The organism is Nocardia sp. NPDC004068, assembly GCF_042874315.1.
Classification (GTDB): domain Bacteria; phylum Actinomycetota; class Actinomycetes; order Mycobacteriales; family Mycobacteriaceae; genus Nocardia.
The window spans coordinates 250,594-266,638 of sequence record NZ_JBIAMW010000006.1 but is presented as its reverse complement, the minus strand read 5'-3'; the positions used below and the strand labels follow the sequence as shown (position 1 = coordinate 266,638).

Below are 16,045 nucleotides of genomic sequence, written 5' to 3'. Positions count from 1 at the left end.
TAGGACCGCGCGCGGCCCCACACGGGACGAGCGCTGGCACCCGATCGTGTAAGCCGATGGGACCGGGCGGCCTCACTCGGACGCCGCGGAGTACTCCTGCTCCGGGCGGCCGGTGCTGCCGTAGCGCAGCCGCATGCGCAGGGCCCCCGTCGCCACGAGGGTCGCCAGGTAGCGCTGGGCGGTCGCGCGGGAGACGCCGGTGGCGGCGGAGACCTCGGCGGCCGACATCGGTGTGGATGCGCTCCGGACCGCTTGCAGGACAAGGTCTTTCGTCGGGGACGCCGTCGCCGGCCCGGGGGTGGGCGCCGGGCGCAGCGCGTCCACGGCGGCGTCGATGTCGCGGGCGGTGACCACCGCGGCGGACAGCAGTCGCCGGTAGCGCGCGTATCCCGCCAGCCGGGCCGTCAGCGCCGCCCGATCGAAGGGCTTGACCAGATACGCCAGGGCGCCCGCGGCGAGCGCCGCCCGCACGGTCTCGGCCTCGGTCGCCGCGGTGAGCATCATGGCGTCGAAGCGGATCTCCCGGACCAGCTCCACGCCCGACCCGTCCGGCAGATACACATCGACCAGCGCCAGATCGAACCGTTGCGCGGCGATGGCCGACCGCGCCGCGGCCACCGTGTTCACCACCGCGCCCACCACGAAACCCGGTGCGGCCGAGGCGATTCCGGCATGCAGATTCGCCACCCGGAAATCGTCGTCGACCACCAGCACCGTCAGCTCGGCGCCCATGCCGCCTCTCCCTCCACCAGCACGCCCGGCAAGCGAGCGAGGAACTCCGCGCCGCCGAGCCCTTCTCCCCCACCGGATTCCGCCAGCACCACATCCCCGCCCACGGCCCGCGCCGTCTGCCGCGCCAGGGCCAGCCCCACCCCGCGCCCGCCCGGCACCCCGTCACCCGGCTTGGTGGACACCCCCTCGGCGAAGATCGCCGCGCGCGACTCCGGCGGCACCCCGCCCCCGCTGTCGGCCACCGCGAGGTGCAGCGTGGTCCCCTCCTGCACCAGCTCGATCTCCACGATCCGCTCCCCCGCGCCGCGGGCGGCCTCGATGGCGTTGTCGAGCAGATTGCCCATGACGGTCGTGACCTCCACGGGCGCAACGAGATTCGCGTCCACCCAGGTGTTCGGGCCCAGGCGCAGGGTGACGTCGCTCTCGCGGGCGTGCGCGGCCTTGGCGGCGAGGAAGGCTTGCAGGTACGGATCGCGCAGGGTGTCCATGCCGGGAAGGGCGGCCCCGAGCGGGCCGGAGCCGAGCAGCTCGTCGACATAGCGGGTGGCCTCGGCCGGGCGATCGGTGTGCAGCAGGCCGCTGAGCAGGTGCAGGCGGTTGGCGAACTCGTGACGCTGAGCGCGCAGGACGGTGCTCAGCGACCGGACGGCGTCGAGTTGGCGGGTGAGGGTTTCGACGTCGGTGCGGTCGCGCACGCTCAGCACCGCGCCGAGCGGGCGGCCATCACGGGTGACCCGGCGGGCGGTGAGCACGACGAGCCGGTCGCCGACCGCGGCGGGCACCGGTCTCTCCTCGGCGGCGCGGAAGACCTCGAGGGTCCGCTCGGTGAGGCCGATCTCGTCGACCGCGCGGCCGCTCACCGCGTCCACGCCCAGCAGGCGGCGCGCCTCGTCGTTGACAACCGTTGTGCGCCACCGGTTGTCAACGGCCACCACGCCCTCCCCGATGCCGTGCAGCACCGCGTCCTGCTCGCGGACCAGCTCGGCCAGTTCGGCGGGTTGCAGCCCGAGGGTCAGGCCGTGCCAGCGCCGCGCCAGCAGCAGGGATCCGGCGACCCCGGCGAGCAGGGCGACGGCGGCGAACACCGCGCCCCGGCGCAGATCCCGCATCAGCTGCTCGCGCACGGCGGCGGTGGAGATGCCCACGCTCACCTCGCCCACCACGCGCTCGCCGTCCGGTCCCAGCACCGGCACCTTCGCGCGCACCGACTCGCCGAGGGTGCCGCGCTCGGAGATCACCACCTCCGCCCCGCCCAGCGCCGCCGACGGATCGGTGCTCACCCGCTCCCCGAGTCGCCCGATGTCCGGATGCGCCAGGCGAATTCCCGCGTCGTCGGTCACCACCACGTACAGCGCGCCGGTCCGCGTCCGGGTCTGCTCGGCGAACCGCTGGAGCGGCCCGCCCGCGAGTTCGGCCGCCGACTCGGGACCCACCGCGATAGCCGACGAGTAACCGGCGGTCTCGGCCCGGACCGCGGGATCGGCCGCCACCGTGCGCGCGATCGCCAGCGCGCGCTGCCCGTACTCGCCGGACAGGCGCTGCTCACCCACGTACGCGAACACGCCGAACGCGATACCCAGCGTCAGCGCGACGAGCACGACCTGCAGCAACACGATCTGGGTCCGCAGCCGCACGGCACGGCCGAACACCTTCATCGGGACACTTTGTAGCACCGCGCACAGAATGATCACAACGGCTGAGCAGAACGAGCACAACGCGGAGATCGCGAGTTGCGGAGGTTGTGCGCACAACCGTACCGCGGTGACCGCGCTCACTTACGGTCGGTCACATGACGCTCGACACGACCCACCCCCTCATCGAGTTGCGGGGCGCGACCAAGCGCTTCCCCGGCTCGGGCGGCGGCATCCACACCGCCGTGCGCGATCTCCGATTCACCGTCGCCCCCGGCGAATTCGTCGCCGTCGTCGGCCCCACCGGCTGCGGCAAGTCCACCACCCTGTCGCTGGTGTCCGGGCTGGCGAGGACCTCCGCCGGGCGAACCCTGGTGCGCGGCAAGGACGTCGAGGGCATCCCGCCCGGCATCGGCTACATGTTCCAGCAGGACGCCGTGCTGCCGTGGCGGACCGTGCTCGACAACGTCGCGCTGGGCCCGCGCTTCCAGGGCGCGTCCAGGAGCGAGGCGCGGCGGCGGGCCGCCGAGTGGGTGCGCAAGGTCGGCCTCGCCGGATTCGAGCGGTACTACCCGCATCAGCTCTCCGGCGGTATGCGCAAGCGGGTGGCGCTGGCCCAGACCCTGGTCAACGAGCCCGAGATCCTGCTCATGGACGAACCGTTCAGCGCGCTGGACGTGCAGACCCGTCAGCTCATGCAGGACGAGTTGCTGCGGGTGTGGACGGGCACCGGCGCGGGGGTCGTCTTCGTGACCCACGACCTCGAGGAGGCGATCGTGCTCGCCGATCGCGTGGTCGTGATGACCGCGAGCCCGGCCACGGTGTGCGGCGACTTCCGGGTGACCCTGGACCGGCCCCGCGATGTCGAACGGGTGCGGCTCACCGACGAGTTCCGCGGCCTGTACGGCGAGATCTGGGGCACGCTGCGCGACCAGGTCGAGGCCGCCCGCGCGAAGGGAGCCCGTCGTGTCGCATGACGTCGTCGACCGGATCGACACGGCCGCACCGGAACCGGAGGCGGAGTCCGAGGCGGACATCCTCGGGCGGGCGCGCAGGCAGGCCCGCCGCGCGGCGCTGCGCACCTGGGGACTGCGGCTGGCGCTGGTAGCGCTGTGGCTGGGCGCGTGGGAGCTGACCGCGACGGTGTGGATCGACCCGTTCGTCTACTCCAAGCCGTCCAGGATCTGGGACCGGCTCGTCGAATGGTTCACGCGCGGAACGCAATTCGGTTCGATCTGGGAACAGCTCCTCACCACCGTGGAGGAGGCGGTGCTGGGTTTCGTGATCGGCAGCGTCGCCGGGGTGGTGCTGGGTGTGCTGCTCGGGCGCAGCCGGTACTTCGCGGAGGTGCTGGCGCCGTTCGTCAAGGCGCTCAACGCGGTTCCGCGCATCGTGCTGGCGTCGCTGTTCATCATCTGGTTCGGGCTGGGGCTGGAGTCGAAGGTGGCCACGGTCGTGGTGCTGACCTTCTTCGCCGTGTTCTTCAACGCCTTCACCGGCGCCCGCGAGGTGGACGGCAATGTCATCGACAACGCCCGCATCCTGGGCGCGAGCCGCGGGCAGGTGCTGACCCGGATCGTGCTGCCCAGCGCCACCACCTGGATTCTGTCCAGCCTGCACACCGCCTTCGGCTTCGCGCTCATCGGCGCGGTGGTCGGCGAGTACGCGGGCGCGGCCAAGGGCCTGGGCCTGCTGATCTCCAACGCGCAGAACACCTTCGACGCGGCCGGGATCTACGCGGGCATGATCATCATCACGGTGGTGGCGCTGCTGGCGGAGTGGGGTATCGGCGCGGCCGAGGCCCGGCTGCTGAAATGGCGTCCCGCGCAGGCCCGTTCGGCCGGGGAGGTGTGAGACATGCACTTCCGCAAGCCTTTCGCACTTATCCTGCTCGCCGTCTGCGCGCTGCTGTTGACCACCGGTTGCCGCGACTCGAGGCGCATCCCGATGGTCGACGGGCATCCCCGGATCACCATCATCGTCGGTGGTCTGGAGAAGGTGATCTATCTGCCCGCCATGCTCACCGAGCGACTGGGCGGCTTCGCCCGCAACGGCGTCGACGTGAAGCTCATCGGGCAGCAGTCCGGGTCCAGCGCCGAGCTGGCGCTGCTGACCGGGGAGGCGCAGGGCGTGGTCGGGTTCTACGACCACACCATCGATCTCCAGGCCAAGGACCAATGTCTGCGCACCGTGGTGCAATTCGCCGACGTCCCCGGCGAGGTGGAGATGGTGTCGAAGGCGGCTGCCGAATCGGTCACCTCCCCCGCCGACTTCCGGGGCCGCAAACTGGGCGTGACGTCGCTGGGCTCGTCCACCGACTTCCTCACCCAAGCGCTCGCCGGGCAGGCGGGCCTGGGCACCGCGGACTACTCGACGGTGAACGCCGGTGCGGGACAGACCTTCATCGCCGCCCTGAACCACGGCGGCATCGACGCGGGCATGACCACCGACCCGACGGTGGCGCAGCTGGTGCGCTCCGGCGAGGGAAAGGTGCTGCTGGACATGCGGACCGAGGCCGGGACCCGGGCGGCGCTGGGCGGGCTGTATCCGGCGTCGTCGCTGTACATGCGCTGCGACATGGTCGACGCCCACCCCGATATCGTGCAGCGGCTGGCCACGGCATTCGTGCAGACCTTGCAGTGGATCAGGACCCACAGCGCCGAGGAGATCGCCGCCGTGATGCCTGCGCAGTACGCCTCGGGCGGCAAGGATCTCTACGTCCAGTCCCTGCGCGACTCCATCGGCATGTTCAACGCCGACGGCCTCATGAAACCCGAAGGGGCCCAGAACGTTCTGACCATCCTGGGCAAATACTCCCGCTCGGTGCGCCCGGCCCGTGACCGCATCGACCTGTCCCGCACCTACACCAACGAGTTCGCCCGACGGGCGCTGACGAATCCTCAGTAGGTCCGGGTCCGTTTGCGCGAGGCGTACCGGGCGCTGTGGCCGTCCGACCACCAGGTAATCGTCTCCCCCGGTTTCACCTCATCGAACATGGGTTCGAGTATGATATGCACCTTCGCGCTTGCTGCGCGGTTCCGAACTAGCCTCGCGCCGAACCCGGTGCCTCGAGCGCGCCGACCCGCTCGGCCAGCTTGCCGAGCGGTCCGGTCGTCAGGTCACGCCGGGCGGTGCGCATCATGTGACCGACCAGCTCCCGGACCGGCGACAGGCCCCGGACGTGTTGCGGGGCAATGCTTTCCGCACGCAGGATCGAATACATCGCTTCCTCGTGCCGCTTCCGCATCCCGTGGGCGCGACCGATCTCGACGAAGTATTGCGCCTTCCGCCCCTCGTTCGGAAGGTCGTCGGCACGCACCTGCGGCGCGAGCTCGAGGACGCGGTCCGGCTCGCGGCGCTCGATCGCCGAGGACATGCGCCACAGCGTCACGTTCGCCGACCCGAACGACTCGTTGCGCGCAGTCGATGTGTCGGCGTCGGCGCGCTCCAGTCGGGCCGCCTGCTCGGCCGCCTCGGCGAAATACGGCTCGGGGTCGCCGCCGAGGGTTGCCGTGGTGATCGACGCCTGCAAGTGCAGCATGCCGAGCGTCTCGATCTCGCCGCGCGTGTGCGCCTCCGGCGCGATCTTCTCGGCCGCACCCATGGTCGTGGTCAGCGAGGCGCGCAGCGCGCCCGGCCGCGAAAGCATGATCTGCCCCTGCCCGAACGCGGCGGCGGCCACCTGCGCTGCCTCGCCACTGCGCTCGGCTGCGCGCTCTACCTCCTGGGCCACATTCCATGCGAGGGCGTGATAGCCGCGGGCCCGCAGTGCGGAGGCGACCCCGTAGGCGATGGTCCCGAAGACGTCCCAGGCGCGCTCGCCCGCGACCCCGGCAGGAGCGTCGTGGACGTGTCGGTAGCTGTCGGTCAGCATCGGCACGAGCATCGGTCCGAGGGTCTCGTAATCGCAGTCGTGCCGCAGCTTGGTCGCGTGGCGTGCCATCCGCGCCAGTTCGTCCAGAGACTTCGACGGCGCGGAATCGGTGATGTTGCCGCGCGTCCACAGCACCGTCTCGAGCTCGGGCACCGCCGAGTGGAAATTCGCGGTGGCAGGATTCAGCTTCTCTTGATCATGGCCGGTCAAGTCGCCGATCGTAACCCCGAGCGCCGCAGCCAGATCGAGCAGCACCCTGCGCGAATCGACCGGCCGCTCCCCAGTCTCGTACTTCGCGATCGCTCCCCGACTCAACCCGGCACGGTCGGCGAGCATCTGCTGCGTCATGCCGCGCCTGCGGCGAACCATTCGTACTCGCTGGCCGATATACCGGCCCTCGTCGACATCGGCCATCGTGTGCCCTCCACGTCCACGTCCACGGCACCAAAGCGCATTGCTATGGGCAGTGTCCCACTGCGGGACAAAATCCGCACAAGGGCGGTCCAAAGTGAGGCATGGCCCCGCCGCCGGATGAGCTCCACGTCCATCTCTCCGGCGGTCGGTGCCCCACCACCTACCCACACCGGGAGTACCCATGCCCGCTGCTGTTGGACTGATCCGGATTGACCTGAGCGACAACGTCAATCGCGACAAGGCCCTGATCCGCGACCGCGCCACGCGAGAGGGATTGGACCTCGTCGAGGGCCTCGTATTCACCGCGACCACCGATATGCCGACCACGCGAGTGATGGAGGCCGTCACCAAGCACAAGGCGACCACGGTGATCGTGCCGACCGTCGCGCACCTCGGCCGCGGGCATCACCCCGTCGTGGCGGCGGGCGTGCGGCTGCTGTGTACGCGGCCCGTCGGGGATCGGACGCGCGCGTGACCGGGCGGCATCTCAGCGTGCACGAGATCCAGGAGCGTCTCGCCCGCGAGGAGTCCGGCGTCGGATGGACACACGACGCCCCGACGGGCGTGCTGACCACTTGCCACGCGCAGCGGATCATGCGCCAGCACCGCGACTGCCGGATCGACGAGTGCGCGCGGAAGCGCGCAGCGTGGAAGGTGCTCATCCCCGCGGCTACGAAGCAATCGCGGAAGCGACGACCGCGGTGACCGGGCAGGGGCAGATTACCGAGGCCGACGGCTGGCGTGCCCGATGGCACGCCGAGGGCCGCACGATCTTCGTCGACGAGCTGGTCGACGCCGCCGGGGACCGAGTCCAGATCCCGACCCACCTCGACCTCGGCACGGCAGCGGACCTGATGCCGCTGAAGCTGTGGGAGGCGGTGAGCGCGGCGTGGAGGCGCAGCACCGAGCCGCCGTGCGACAGCAAGGCCGCAGAGATCGCGGAGACGGTGCATCGCGCCGTGGAGAGACAATCAAAGGGGCCCAATGAAATTCGAGATCAAGCACCTGCGCGACGATGACGACTCGCCGCTCGTGGTGACCGGCACGGAGATCGACAAGTACGAACCTTGCGTGCGGTACGACACCCGCGCCGAGGCCGAGGTCAACGCCGTGACCGTGTACAGCGTCGACCTCGGGCTCCCCTGGTGGCTCGAGCCCCAGGTCCGCGCCTGCAAAGCCAAGCACGCCGAGTTGGTCATCTTCCCGGCCCCGGCCCTTCTCACCCTCACCGGGCCGCCGCGCGAGAGCGACGCCGGATCTGAGCAGGACATCCTCATCACCGGCCCCGAGGGGACATCGCGGGTGCGGTGCGTGATGACCGACGGCGGGTATGACTGCGGGACGTGCCTGCGGTCCCGCAGTGTCACCTACTACCAACTCGCCGACGGCCCGACACCGCCGACACCGCCCTGGCTGGCGGACCTCGAGCTGACGATGTGCGTCTGCGGGGCAGGGGCGATCATGCCGGACTGGACTCCGCGCCCCGCGCGGCCGCTCACGAAATCCGATGGAACCGACTGCGGCGCAACCGCGTCCAAGTAATCACAACCAATAACCAAGGGGGACAACATGATCATTCGTGCCATCACCGCCATCGCCGCCGCCGGAGGTTTGTCACTGGCCCCGGCCGTGGTCGCGCCCAACGCGTCGGCGGCCAACGCCGCGCCGTGCGTGTTCGAGTTCCACACCGGTCGGCCGTACATGCACGAGCCCGTCTCCGTGATCGCGGGCGGGGCCGTCTACTGCCCCGACCCGCCCGAGCGTTTCATCGCGACGCTGAGCTTGCAGTACCGGCTCAATGGCAGGTGGGTGCTGCGCAACTCGGACTCGAGCAACCGGATCCCGGAGCCGATGCAGAACCTGGCCACGTGGGCACATTGCGAGGACGGATACTGGAGGGCGATCGTCGATATGTGGGAGACTCGCGACGGCGAGGAGAAGGTCCACACCGAGGAGTCCAACCTCGCCCTGATCGAATGCTGAGGACGCGATGACCCTGTGGCACCGGATCCGCATTGCCCAGTTCCGCCTTTGGATGCGGCTGCTGAAGCCCCTCCCGAAGGGCGCGCGGCGCGGCGGAACTCTCGTGCGTGAGTGGGGCGGCTGGGTCGTGCGCCCCGGCCACGGCTGGCGGCGCATCCGGTGGGTTACGCCCCCGCTGCACTCCACACGCAGCATCCCCGCGCACGACCAGGACGCGGCCGTCGACTGGGCGGCCGAGCGGATAGGCCTGCCCTCGTAGCGTCCACGACACGCCGAAAGCGCCCCGGGCCGTAACGGTTCCGGGGCGCTTCCGTATGCACGAGGCGCGGGGGCGGCGCGGTCACGCAGAACAGACCGCGTGCATCTTCAATCCCCCCAGATCACGTAAACCCATGCGACGCATCGAAGTTCAGGCGACACTCGATGCCTCCGCAGCAAGCGACCATGGAGATCTCTATGACCAACCCCCCGCCGCCGTACCCGCCGCAGCAGCCCAGCCAGCATCCCGGCCAGTATCCGCCCCCGCCCCCGCCGAAGAAGCGCAAGGTCTGGCCGTGGATCCTGCTCGCGGTGATCGTGCTGATGTTCGGCGGCTGCTTCGCCCTGATCGGCACCGCCGGGCATGAGGCGAGCAAGGCACTCGACGCGGCGGCGTCCTCGATCCAGTCGGCGGCCCCGGCGACTGGCGACCAGAGCTCCCCGGCGTCGGTGCCGCACTTGACCGCGAAACCGCAAGGGGGGCCGGGCAAGACGATCGTCTACGAGATCATCTCCGACAGCAGGAACCTGAACTCGGTGACCTACTACGACGAGCAATCCGACCTCCAGCAGGAAACCGGATCGTCCGCGCCTTGGACGAAGACCGTGGTGAACAAGTCGACCGTCGCGATCGCCGGGCTCGGCGCGCAGACCAGCGGGACGAGCGTCACGTGCCGGATCACGATTGACGGCAAGGTGAAGGACGAGAAGACCTCGACCGGGAAGTACGCGGTGGTGAACTGCACCGCACCGTTGATCTGACCGAGGGCATGCCGAAACGCCCCCACCCTCGAACGGGTTGAGGGCGTTCGCATTCGAGCGCGAGACGCTACGGCATCGGTGGCGTGAGTCCGCGTTCCGCGGGTACATCACCGCCGGAGTCACGCCCTCGACCGCGTAGTTCGGGACGCTCCCGAGGCGCGCGACGCACAGGAACAGTTCCGCGTTGATGTACGGGTAGGCGCTCTCCAAGCCCGCGTGGCGATATCGGCCTGTACCTGGGCGAGGCTCCGCCCCCGGTGTACAGGTCGTCGCTCCCCGAGGTGATGGCGGCGCCGCCGAACTGGACATCCGCGAGGTCGGTGCGGCTGGTGGTTCCGGTTCCGGAGGTCACGTGTGCGGCCCGGCCGTACCTGATCCCCTTGCCGATCAAGGCGGGGCCGTGCGATTCAGGCCCGGGCCCGCCTCCGCGAGGCGTACAGGGCGTGCGCGGTGAACACCGCCAGCGCCAGCCAGATGAGGCCGAAGCCCGCCCAGCGCGAGGCGGGCATCGGCTCGTGGCCGACCAGGACGCCCCACGCCATTTGCAGTGCGGGCGTGAGGTATTGGAGGATGCCGATGGTCGACAGCGGGACGCGGGCGGCGGCGAGGGCGAACAGCAGCAGCGGGACCAGCGTCACCGGGCCGGTCGAGACGAGCAGGGCGGTGTGGCCGAGGCCGTGCCCGAAGGTGGCGTGCCCGGTGACGGCGAAGGCGATGACGACGGCCAGCGCGAAGGGGGCCGACACCAGGCCCTCGGCCGCGACACTCCGCATGGCGTCGAGCCGGATCACCTTCTTCACCAGGCCGTAGGTGGCGAACGAACAGGCCAGCACCAGCGCGATCCACGGCGGTTTGCCGTAGTCCACGGTCAGCACGATCACCGCGACCGCGCCGAGGGCCAGCGCCAGCCACTGCGGCCAGGCCAGCCGTTCCCGGAAGATCGCCACCCCGAACAGCACGGTCACCAGCGGATTGATGAAATAGCCCAGCGCGCACTCGACCACATGCCCGGAGGTGACGCCGTAGACGTACACGCCCCAGTTCGTCGCGATCGCGGCGGCGGCCACCGCGGCGAGCCGCCAAGTGGCCGCGTCGATCGTCCGCAGTTCGCGCAGCCGCCCGGTGACCAGCAGCAGCGCCAGCACCACGACCAGGGTCCACCAGATCCGCTGGGCGAGAATCTCGACGGGCCCGGCGAATTCGAGCAGGCCGAAGAACGCGGGGAACAGCCCCCAGATCAGATAGGCGCCCGCCCCGAAGACCACCCCGCCCGGCGCGGCGCGCACCGCCGGACCGGCCTCCGTTGGAGACTCACGTAACCGCACCGCAATGACGCTAGTTCCGCCCGGTAATGGTTGTCGAGCGGAATTGCCCGGCCGCCCGGCGCGTCTCACACCCCGGTCGCGCACCGTGTGAGGTCCGGGCAATAGCACTGCTACGCGCGGAAATGGCTTGGCCACCACGGAGTGATAGCCGCGCAACAGCGCGGTGTTGTCCTGGACACATGAAACTCCCCTCCCTGTTCAAGCCGAAGGCGGTCGCCACCGACGACCGGCCCATCTACGACAAGATCGGCGGCCACGAGGCGCTCGAGACCGTGGTCGAGGATTTCTACACGCGGGTGCTCGCCGACGCCGAACTCGCCCCGTTCTTCACCGGCACCAACATGTCCCGGCTGAAGGGCAAACAGGTCGAGTTCTTCGCCGCCGCGCTCGGCGGCCCCGAGCCCTACACCGGCGCGCCGATGAAGCAGGTGCATCAGGGCCGCGGCATCACCCTGCACCATTTCGGTCTCGTCGCCGGTCACCTCACCGAGTCCCTGAAGGCCGCCGGGGTTCCGGATGACATTGTCGCCCAGATCATTTCGGCGGTCGCGCCGTTGGCCGACGACATCGCGAGCCCGGCCGCGACCGGCTAGACCGGATCGGCGAGGGTGACCACGCCGTCGAGGTAGCGGTGGCAGCGGCCGACCAGCAGCACCCGGTCCCCGGCCAGGGTGCAGCGCAGGCGGCCGCCGCGCGCGGAGAGCTGGCGCGCGGTCAGATCCGCGCGGCCGAGATCGCGGGCCCAGAGCGGAACCAGCTGGGCGTGGGCGGAACCGGTGACCGGATCCTCGGGCACCGCACCGGGTTTGAAGAAGCGGGAGACGAAATCGGCGGTGTCCCCGGGCGCGGTGAGGACGACGCCGCGCGGAAGTGCCGGGAACGCCGCCACATTCGGCCGGGCCGCGCGCACCTCGGCCTCGGAGGCCAGCACCAGCACCTCGTCCTGTCCGGTGAGCGCGCGCAGCGGCCGCACGCCCGTCGCGGCCACCAGCGCCGGATCGGGCACCACGTCGACCGACGGCAGGGCGGGCAGGTCGAGCACGTACTCGTCGTCGTCGGTGCGTTCGACGGTCAACCAGCCACTGCGCGTGAAGAAGTGCGCGCGGTCCGCGCCCGGATGGATGTCCTCGAGGATCTGCGCGGCCGTCGCCATGGTGGCGTGCCCGCACAGATCGATCTCGTGCTCGGGGGTGAACCAGCGCAGGTGCACGGCCGGGTCGTCGGTGGGCGCGCGCCCGGCGTGCGGCGGCAGAAGCGCGGTGTAGAAAGCGGTTTCGGCGAGGTTGTTCTCGGCGGCCACCTGCTGCAACACGTCGTCGGGCAGCCATTGCGGCAGCGGCATGACGGCGGCCGGATTGCCCGTGAACGGCGCATCGGCGAAGGCATCGATCTGATGCAGCAGGACCTCCATATTGCCGAAGGTACCCGCGACGCCAATCGACACGCGTCACAACGCGATTCACGGCGTGCCATAGCACCTGTCCAGTTCCCTGGACCGAATCCGCGCGGCCGTCAGCCCTTTTCGGCGGCGCGGGGCGACTCCCCGTCGCCGGACAGTCGCGCGCTCAGCCACCACCCGATCTCCACCAGCACGATGCCGATCACGCCGAGCACGGCCGCGGTGCCGGTGAGGGTGGCGTTGGAGGGGTCGAGCTTGAAGAAGTGCCTGGTGAACGGGACGGTGAACAGGATCAGATAGCCGGCCACCGAGCCGAAGATCAGCAGCAGCTTCCACCAGTTCCACGGCCGCGCCACGATCGCCAGCACCCAGACCGCCACGATCAGCAGGGTGATCAACGCGGTCGTGCCCGCCTGCACCTTCTCGGTCTCGGTCTGGTCGGCGCCCTGATAGGCGATGAGGTAGGCCACGAAGGTCATCGCGCCGATCACCACCCCGGACGGCACCGCCAGCCGCAGCACCCGCGGCACGAAACCCCTTCGCGCCCTTTCGTTGTTGGGCGCCAGCGACAGGATGAACGCGGGGATGCCGATGGTGAACCAGGCGGCGATGGTGACGTGCCGGGGCAGGAACGGATACGGCACCGGGTCGTAGTGGAACCACTGCGAGCCGATGCCCACCGCGCCGACCAGGAACGCCAGCAGCACCGAGTACACGGTCTTGGTGAGGAACAGATTCGAGACGCGCTCGATATTGCCGATCACCCGGCGGCCCTCGCCGACGACGTAGGGCAGGGTGGCGAACCTGTTGTCCAGCAACACGATCTGGGCGACCGCGCGGGTGGCGGGGCTGCCCGAACCCATGGCGACGCCGATATCGGCGTCCTTGAGCGCGAGCACGTCGTTGACGCCGTCGCCGGTCATGGCGACGGTGTGCCCGCGCGACTGGAGAGCCCCGACCATCGCGCGCTTCTGATCGGGACGGACCCGGCCGAAGGTGGTCTCGTGATCGAGCACATCGGCCAGCTCGTCGCGTTCGGCGGGCAGTTCGCGCGCGTCCACGGCGTGATCGCCGCCGGTGAGGCCGAGCGAGGCGGCCACCGCGCCGACCGAGACCGCGTTGTCGCCGGAGATCACCTTGATGGCCACGTTCTGTTCGGCGAAGTACGCCAACGTGTCTCGCGCGTCCGGGCGCACCTTCTGTTCGAGCACCACCAGCGCCTGCGGGGTCACCGCACCGGGCGCGTCGGGCGCGTCGACAGGCCGGTCGCCGCGGGCCAGCAGCAGCACCCGCAGGCCCTGGGCGCCGATTTCCTGTGCGGTGGAGGCGATTTCGGAGCCCGAGTCGAGCAGTACGTCCGGCGCGCCGAGCAGCCAGTCGCCGTGCTCGCCGTAGGAGAAGCCGCTCCATTTCTTGGCGGAGGTGAACGGGGCGACGGCGGTGGGCCGCCAGCCGGGGCCGTCGCCGGTGGCCTCCCGGATGGCGAGCACGCTGGCGTTGGGGCGCGGGTCGTCGGCGGACATGGCGGACAGAACTTCTCGCAGCGCGGCCTCGTCGGCGTCGCCGACCGTACGGATCTCGGCCAGCCGCATACCGTTCTCGGTCAGCGTGCCGGTCTTGTCGGCGCACACGACGTCGACGCGGGCCAGGCCCTCGATGGCGGGCAGCTCCTGTACCAGGCATTTGCGCTGACCCAGCCGGACCACGCCGACGGCGAAGGCGATCGAGGTCATCAGCACCAGGCCCTCGGGCACCATCGGGACCAGCGCGGCGACCATACCGTTGAGCGCCGCACGCCACGACTCGTGGCTGGAGAACAGCTGGTTGTAGATGGTCACCAGTCCGGCGGGAATCAGCAGGTAGGTGATGACCTTCAGGATCGTGTTGATGCCGTTGCGCAGTTCGGAGTCGACGAGGGTGAACTTGCTGGCCTCGGCGGCGAGTTTGGCGGCGTAGGCGTCCCGGCCGACCTTGGTGGCCCGGTAGCAGCCCGAGCCGGAGACCACGTAGCTGCCCGACATCACTTGCGCGCCAACGGCTTTGTCGATGGGATCGGCCTCGCCGGTGAGCAGCGACTCGTCGACCTCGAGCAGTTCGGACTCCACGACCTCGCCGTCGACCACGATCTGATCGCCGGGCCCGAGTTCGATGAGGTCGTCGCGCACCACCTCGCGCGGGGCGATCTCCCGGGCGTTACCGTCGCGGCGGACCATCGGCTTGGCCTGGCCGACGATGGCCAGTTTGTCCAGGGTCTGTTTGGCGCGCAGCTCCTGCACGATGCCCACGACGCTGTTGGCGACGATGAGCAGGCCGAACATGCCGTCGATGAGCGATCCGGTGGCGAGCACGAGCACGAACAGCACGCCGAGGATCGCGTTGATCCGGGTGAAGACATTGGCCCGGACGATGTCGGCGGCCGAGCGACTGGCCCGGTCGGGAACGTCGTTGGTGTGCCCCTCGCGAACGCGTTGCTCGACCTCGGCCGTGGTCAGACCCGGAGACCGCGCCGCCTGCTCGGTGATCGACATGTTCGACAGCCTAGAGCGTTCCGGACACATCGGGCGGTATGCCATCGGTTTGCCGGGCGCCGCGCGAGCGCATGATGAGCGCGGCCACGTAGTAGGTGCACGGCGCGTCGGAGCGGTTGGCGTAGTGCAGGGCGCGGTCGGCGGCCAGGTACATCGAGTCGCCCGCGCTCAGCTCGACGACGTGTTCGCCGTCCACGGTGAGCGTCACCGTGCCGGATTCGACGTAGAGGAACTCGTGCGAGCCGGGAGCGTAGGGCGGATATTCGCCGGGGACGCAGCCGGGCGGCAGCGTCGAGCGGATCCACTCGAAGTTCACCCCCGGCACGACCGGCGTGAGAACGGTGCGCTGCCAGCCCCGTTCGCGCACGACGTCCTGATCGGCGGCGCGGCGCACGATGAGGCGCTCGCCCTCGGGCTCGGCCACCAGCGCCGACAGCCGGGTGCCCAGCCCGCGGGCGACCCGGTCGAGGACCACGACTGTCGGGGCCTTGTCGCCGCGTTCGATCGAGGAGAGCATGCTCACGCTCACCGAGGACAGCTCGGCGAGCTGGTTCAGGGTCAGGCCGCGGTCGCGGCGGTGTCGCTGAATGCGCTGGCCCAGGGCGACGAGATCCACCTACACTATAGTAGTGACAGATTCCTCTATAGCGAAATATCGGGCGGGTTCGGAGGCGGATCTGCCCGAGATCGCCGCGATCTACGCCCACTACGTGCGCGAGACGGTGACGACCTTCGAGCTCGACGCGCCCGATGTGGCCGAGTGGCGGCGGCGCTTCGCGGCGATCACCGCGGCCGGATTGCCGTTCCTGGTCGCCGAATCCGAGGGCCACCTCGCCGGTTACGCCTACTGCGCGCCCTGGAAGCAGCGCCCGGCCTACCGGCACACCGCGGAGAACTCGATCTACCTCGCGCCCTGGGCCATCGGCCGCGGGCTCGGCGGCGGCCTGCTCGACGGCCTGCTGTCCGCCTGCCGGGACCGCGGGCTGCGCGAAATCGTCGCCGTCATAGCCGATTCCGGCGATCTGGCCTCCCCCGCCCTGCACCGCAGCCGCGGCTTCGTCGACGCCGGGCGGCTGCGGCGGGTGGGATACAAGCACGACCGCTGGATCGACACGGTGCTCATGCAACTGAGTTTGTAA

At 70.1% G+C, this 16,045-nt stretch carries 18 protein-coding genes; 11 read left to right on the top strand and 7 right to left on the bottom strand.

The genetic code is table 11. The features are described from left to right. Positions 1–72: 72 nt before the first annotated feature. Both ACFYTQ_RS17295 and ACFYTQ_RS17290 read right to left on the bottom strand, forming a co-directional pair. A complete protein-coding gene (locus ACFYTQ_RS17295) occupies positions 73–732 on the bottom strand; it encodes a response regulator (RefSeq protein ID WP_387361730.1) in 660 nt (219 codons plus the stop codon). Continuing rightward, a complete protein-coding gene (locus ACFYTQ_RS17290) occupies positions 717–2,387 on the bottom strand; it encodes an ATP-binding protein (RefSeq protein ID WP_387361728.1) in 1,671 nt (556 codons plus the stop codon). Before ACFYTQ_RS17290 ends, ACFYTQ_RS17295 begins: the two co-directional genes overlap by 16 nt. 134 nt (positions 2,388–2,521) lie before the next feature. Here ACFYTQ_RS17290 and ACFYTQ_RS17285 point away from each other — a divergent pair, with 134 nt between their 5' ends. Genes ACFYTQ_RS17285 through ACFYTQ_RS17275 form a run of 3 tightly spaced genes read left to right on the top strand, consistent with a single transcriptional unit; the run spans position 2,522 to position 5,270 of the window. After that, positions 2,522–3,340 (top strand): ABC transporter ATP-binding protein, encoded by an 819-nt coding sequence (locus ACFYTQ_RS17285; RefSeq protein ID WP_387361726.1) that lies wholly within the window; start codon positions 2,522–2,524, stop codon positions 3,338–3,340. Beyond that, positions 3,330–4,217: an ABC transporter permease gene (locus ACFYTQ_RS17280; protein WP_387361724.1), complete on the top strand. Its 888-nt coding sequence runs from the start codon at positions 3,330–3,332 to the stop codon at positions 4,215–4,217. The genes ACFYTQ_RS17285 and ACFYTQ_RS17280 overlap by 11 nt, the downstream gene beginning before the upstream one ends. Positions 4,218–4,220: 3 nt before the next feature. Beyond that, positions 4,221–5,270 (top strand): ABC transporter substrate-binding protein, encoded by a 1,050-nt coding sequence (locus ACFYTQ_RS17275; protein WP_387361722.1) that lies wholly within the window; start codon positions 4,221–4,223, stop codon positions 5,268–5,270. A gap of 136 nt (positions 5,271–5,406) precedes the next feature. Here ACFYTQ_RS17275 and ACFYTQ_RS17270 read toward each other — a convergent pair whose 3' ends face one another. Then, entirely contained in the window at positions 5,407–6,651 is a 1,245-nt protein-coding gene (locus ACFYTQ_RS17270; protein ID WP_387361720.1) for a helix-turn-helix domain-containing protein, read from the bottom strand. 181 nt (positions 6,652–6,832) lie between these two features. On the opposite strand from ACFYTQ_RS17270, the gene ACFYTQ_RS17265 reads away from it, so the two are divergent. From ACFYTQ_RS17265 to ACFYTQ_RS17240, 6 genes are all read left to right on the top strand, one after another. Then, positions 6,833–7,126 carry a hypothetical protein gene (locus ACFYTQ_RS17265; protein ID WP_387361718.1) on the top strand — a complete coding sequence of 98 codons (294 nt, stop codon included), beginning with the start codon at positions 6,833–6,835 and terminating at the stop codon, positions 7,124–7,126. Positions 7,127–7,277: 151 nt separating this feature from the next. Continuing rightward, entirely contained in the window at positions 7,278–7,670 is a 393-nt protein-coding gene (locus ACFYTQ_RS17260; RefSeq protein ID WP_387361716.1) for a hypothetical protein, read from the top strand. Next, on the top strand, positions 7,636–8,193 hold the full coding sequence (locus tag ACFYTQ_RS17255) for a hypothetical protein (RefSeq protein ID WP_387361714.1): 558 nt from the start codon (positions 7,636–7,638) through the stop codon (positions 8,191–8,193). Before ACFYTQ_RS17260 ends, ACFYTQ_RS17255 begins: the two co-directional genes overlap by 35 nt. Positions 8,194–8,220: 27 nt before the next feature. Beyond that, entirely contained in the window at positions 8,221–8,634 is a 414-nt protein-coding gene (locus ACFYTQ_RS17250; RefSeq protein ID WP_387361712.1) for a hypothetical protein, read from the top strand. Positions 8,635–8,641: 7 nt separating this feature from the next. After that, positions 8,642–8,893 (top strand): hypothetical protein, encoded by a 252-nt coding sequence (locus tag ACFYTQ_RS17245; RefSeq protein ID WP_387361710.1) that lies wholly within the window; start codon positions 8,642–8,644, stop codon positions 8,891–8,893. 197 nt (positions 8,894–9,090) lie between these two features. After that, entirely contained in the window at positions 9,091–9,654 is a 564-nt protein-coding gene (locus tag ACFYTQ_RS17240; RefSeq protein WP_387361708.1) for an MmpS family transport accessory protein, read from the top strand. A 407-nt stretch (positions 9,655–10,061) separates the two neighbouring features. Here the strand turns inward: ACFYTQ_RS17240 and rarD are convergent, their stop codons facing one another. Beyond that, complete coding sequence (rarD, locus tag ACFYTQ_RS17235; protein WP_387361706.1) at positions 10,062–10,979, bottom strand: EamA family transporter RarD; 918 nt, start codon at positions 10,977–10,979, stop codon at positions 10,062–10,064. Positions 10,980–11,158: 179 nt separating this feature from the next. Between rarD and ACFYTQ_RS17230 the strand changes: the two genes are divergently transcribed. Then, positions 11,159–11,572, top strand: a complete 414-nt coding sequence (locus ACFYTQ_RS17230; protein WP_387361704.1) for a group 1 truncated hemoglobin — start codon at positions 11,159–11,161, stop codon at positions 11,570–11,572. Here the strand turns inward: ACFYTQ_RS17230 and ACFYTQ_RS17225 are convergent. The 3 genes from ACFYTQ_RS17225 to ACFYTQ_RS17215 form a co-directional block, all read right to left on the bottom strand. Next, complete coding sequence (locus ACFYTQ_RS17225) at positions 11,569–12,390, bottom strand: PhzF family phenazine biosynthesis protein (RefSeq protein ID WP_387362296.1); 822 nt, start codon at positions 12,388–12,390, stop codon at positions 11,569–11,571. The genes ACFYTQ_RS17230 and ACFYTQ_RS17225 overlap by 4 nt on opposite strands. A gap of 101 nt (positions 12,391–12,491) precedes the next feature. Then, positions 12,492–14,906, bottom strand: a complete 2,415-nt coding sequence (locus ACFYTQ_RS17220) for a cation-translocating P-type ATPase (RefSeq protein ID WP_387361702.1) — start codon at positions 14,904–14,906, stop codon at positions 12,492–12,494. A 10-nt stretch (positions 14,907–14,916) separates the two neighbouring features. Beyond that, positions 14,917–15,522, bottom strand: a complete 606-nt coding sequence (locus ACFYTQ_RS17215; protein ID WP_387361700.1) for a helix-turn-helix domain-containing protein — start codon at positions 15,520–15,522, stop codon at positions 14,917–14,919. Between the two features lie 13 nt (positions 15,523–15,535). Here ACFYTQ_RS17215 and ACFYTQ_RS17210 point away from each other — a divergent pair, with 13 nt between their 5' ends. Then, entirely contained in the window at positions 15,536–16,045 is a 510-nt protein-coding gene (locus tag ACFYTQ_RS17210) for a GNAT family N-acetyltransferase (RefSeq protein ID WP_387361698.1), read from the top strand.

Bases quoted from the DNA above. Each gene is read 5' to 3' on its own strand.
- ACFYTQ_RS17295 (WP_387361730.1), bottom strand. From the start codon at position 732: ATGGGCGCCGAGCTGACGGTGCTGGTGGTCGACGACGATTTCCGGGTG.
- ACFYTQ_RS17290 (WP_387361728.1), bottom strand. From the start codon at position 2,387: ATGAAGGTGTTCGGCCGTGCCGTGCGGCTGCGGACCCAGATCGTGTTG.
- ACFYTQ_RS17285 (WP_387361726.1), top strand. From the start codon at position 2,522: ATGACGCTCGACACGACCCACCCCCTCATCGAGTTGCGGGGCGCGACC.
- ACFYTQ_RS17275 (WP_387361722.1), top strand. From the start codon at position 4,221: ATGCACTTCCGCAAGCCTTTCGCACTTATCCTGCTCGCCGTCTGCGCG.
- ACFYTQ_RS17270 (WP_387361720.1), bottom strand. From the start codon at position 6,651: ATGGCCGATGTCGACGAGGGCCGGTATATCGGCCAGCGAGTACGAATG.
- ACFYTQ_RS17265 (WP_387361718.1), top strand. From the start codon at position 6,833: ATGCCCGCTGCTGTTGGACTGATCCGGATTGACCTGAGCGACAACGTC.
- ACFYTQ_RS17255 (WP_387361714.1), top strand. From the start codon at position 7,636: ATGAAATTCGAGATCAAGCACCTGCGCGACGATGACGACTCGCCGCTC.
- ACFYTQ_RS17250 (WP_387361712.1), top strand. From the start codon at position 8,221: ATGATCATTCGTGCCATCACCGCCATCGCCGCCGCCGGAGGTTTGTCA.
- ACFYTQ_RS17245 (WP_387361710.1), top strand. From the start codon at position 8,642: ATGACCCTGTGGCACCGGATCCGCATTGCCCAGTTCCGCCTTTGGATG.
- ACFYTQ_RS17240 (WP_387361708.1), top strand. From the start codon at position 9,091: ATGACCAACCCCCCGCCGCCGTACCCGCCGCAGCAGCCCAGCCAGCAT.
- ACFYTQ_RS17230 (WP_387361704.1), top strand. From the start codon at position 11,159: ATGAAACTCCCCTCCCTGTTCAAGCCGAAGGCGGTCGCCACCGACGAC.
- ACFYTQ_RS17225 (WP_387362296.1), bottom strand. From the start codon at position 12,390: ATGGAGGTCCTGCTGCATCAGATCGATGCCTTCGCCGATGCGCCGTTC.
- ACFYTQ_RS17220 (WP_387361702.1), bottom strand. From the start codon at position 14,906: ATGTCGATCACCGAGCAGGCGGCGCGGTCTCCGGGTCTGACCACGGCC.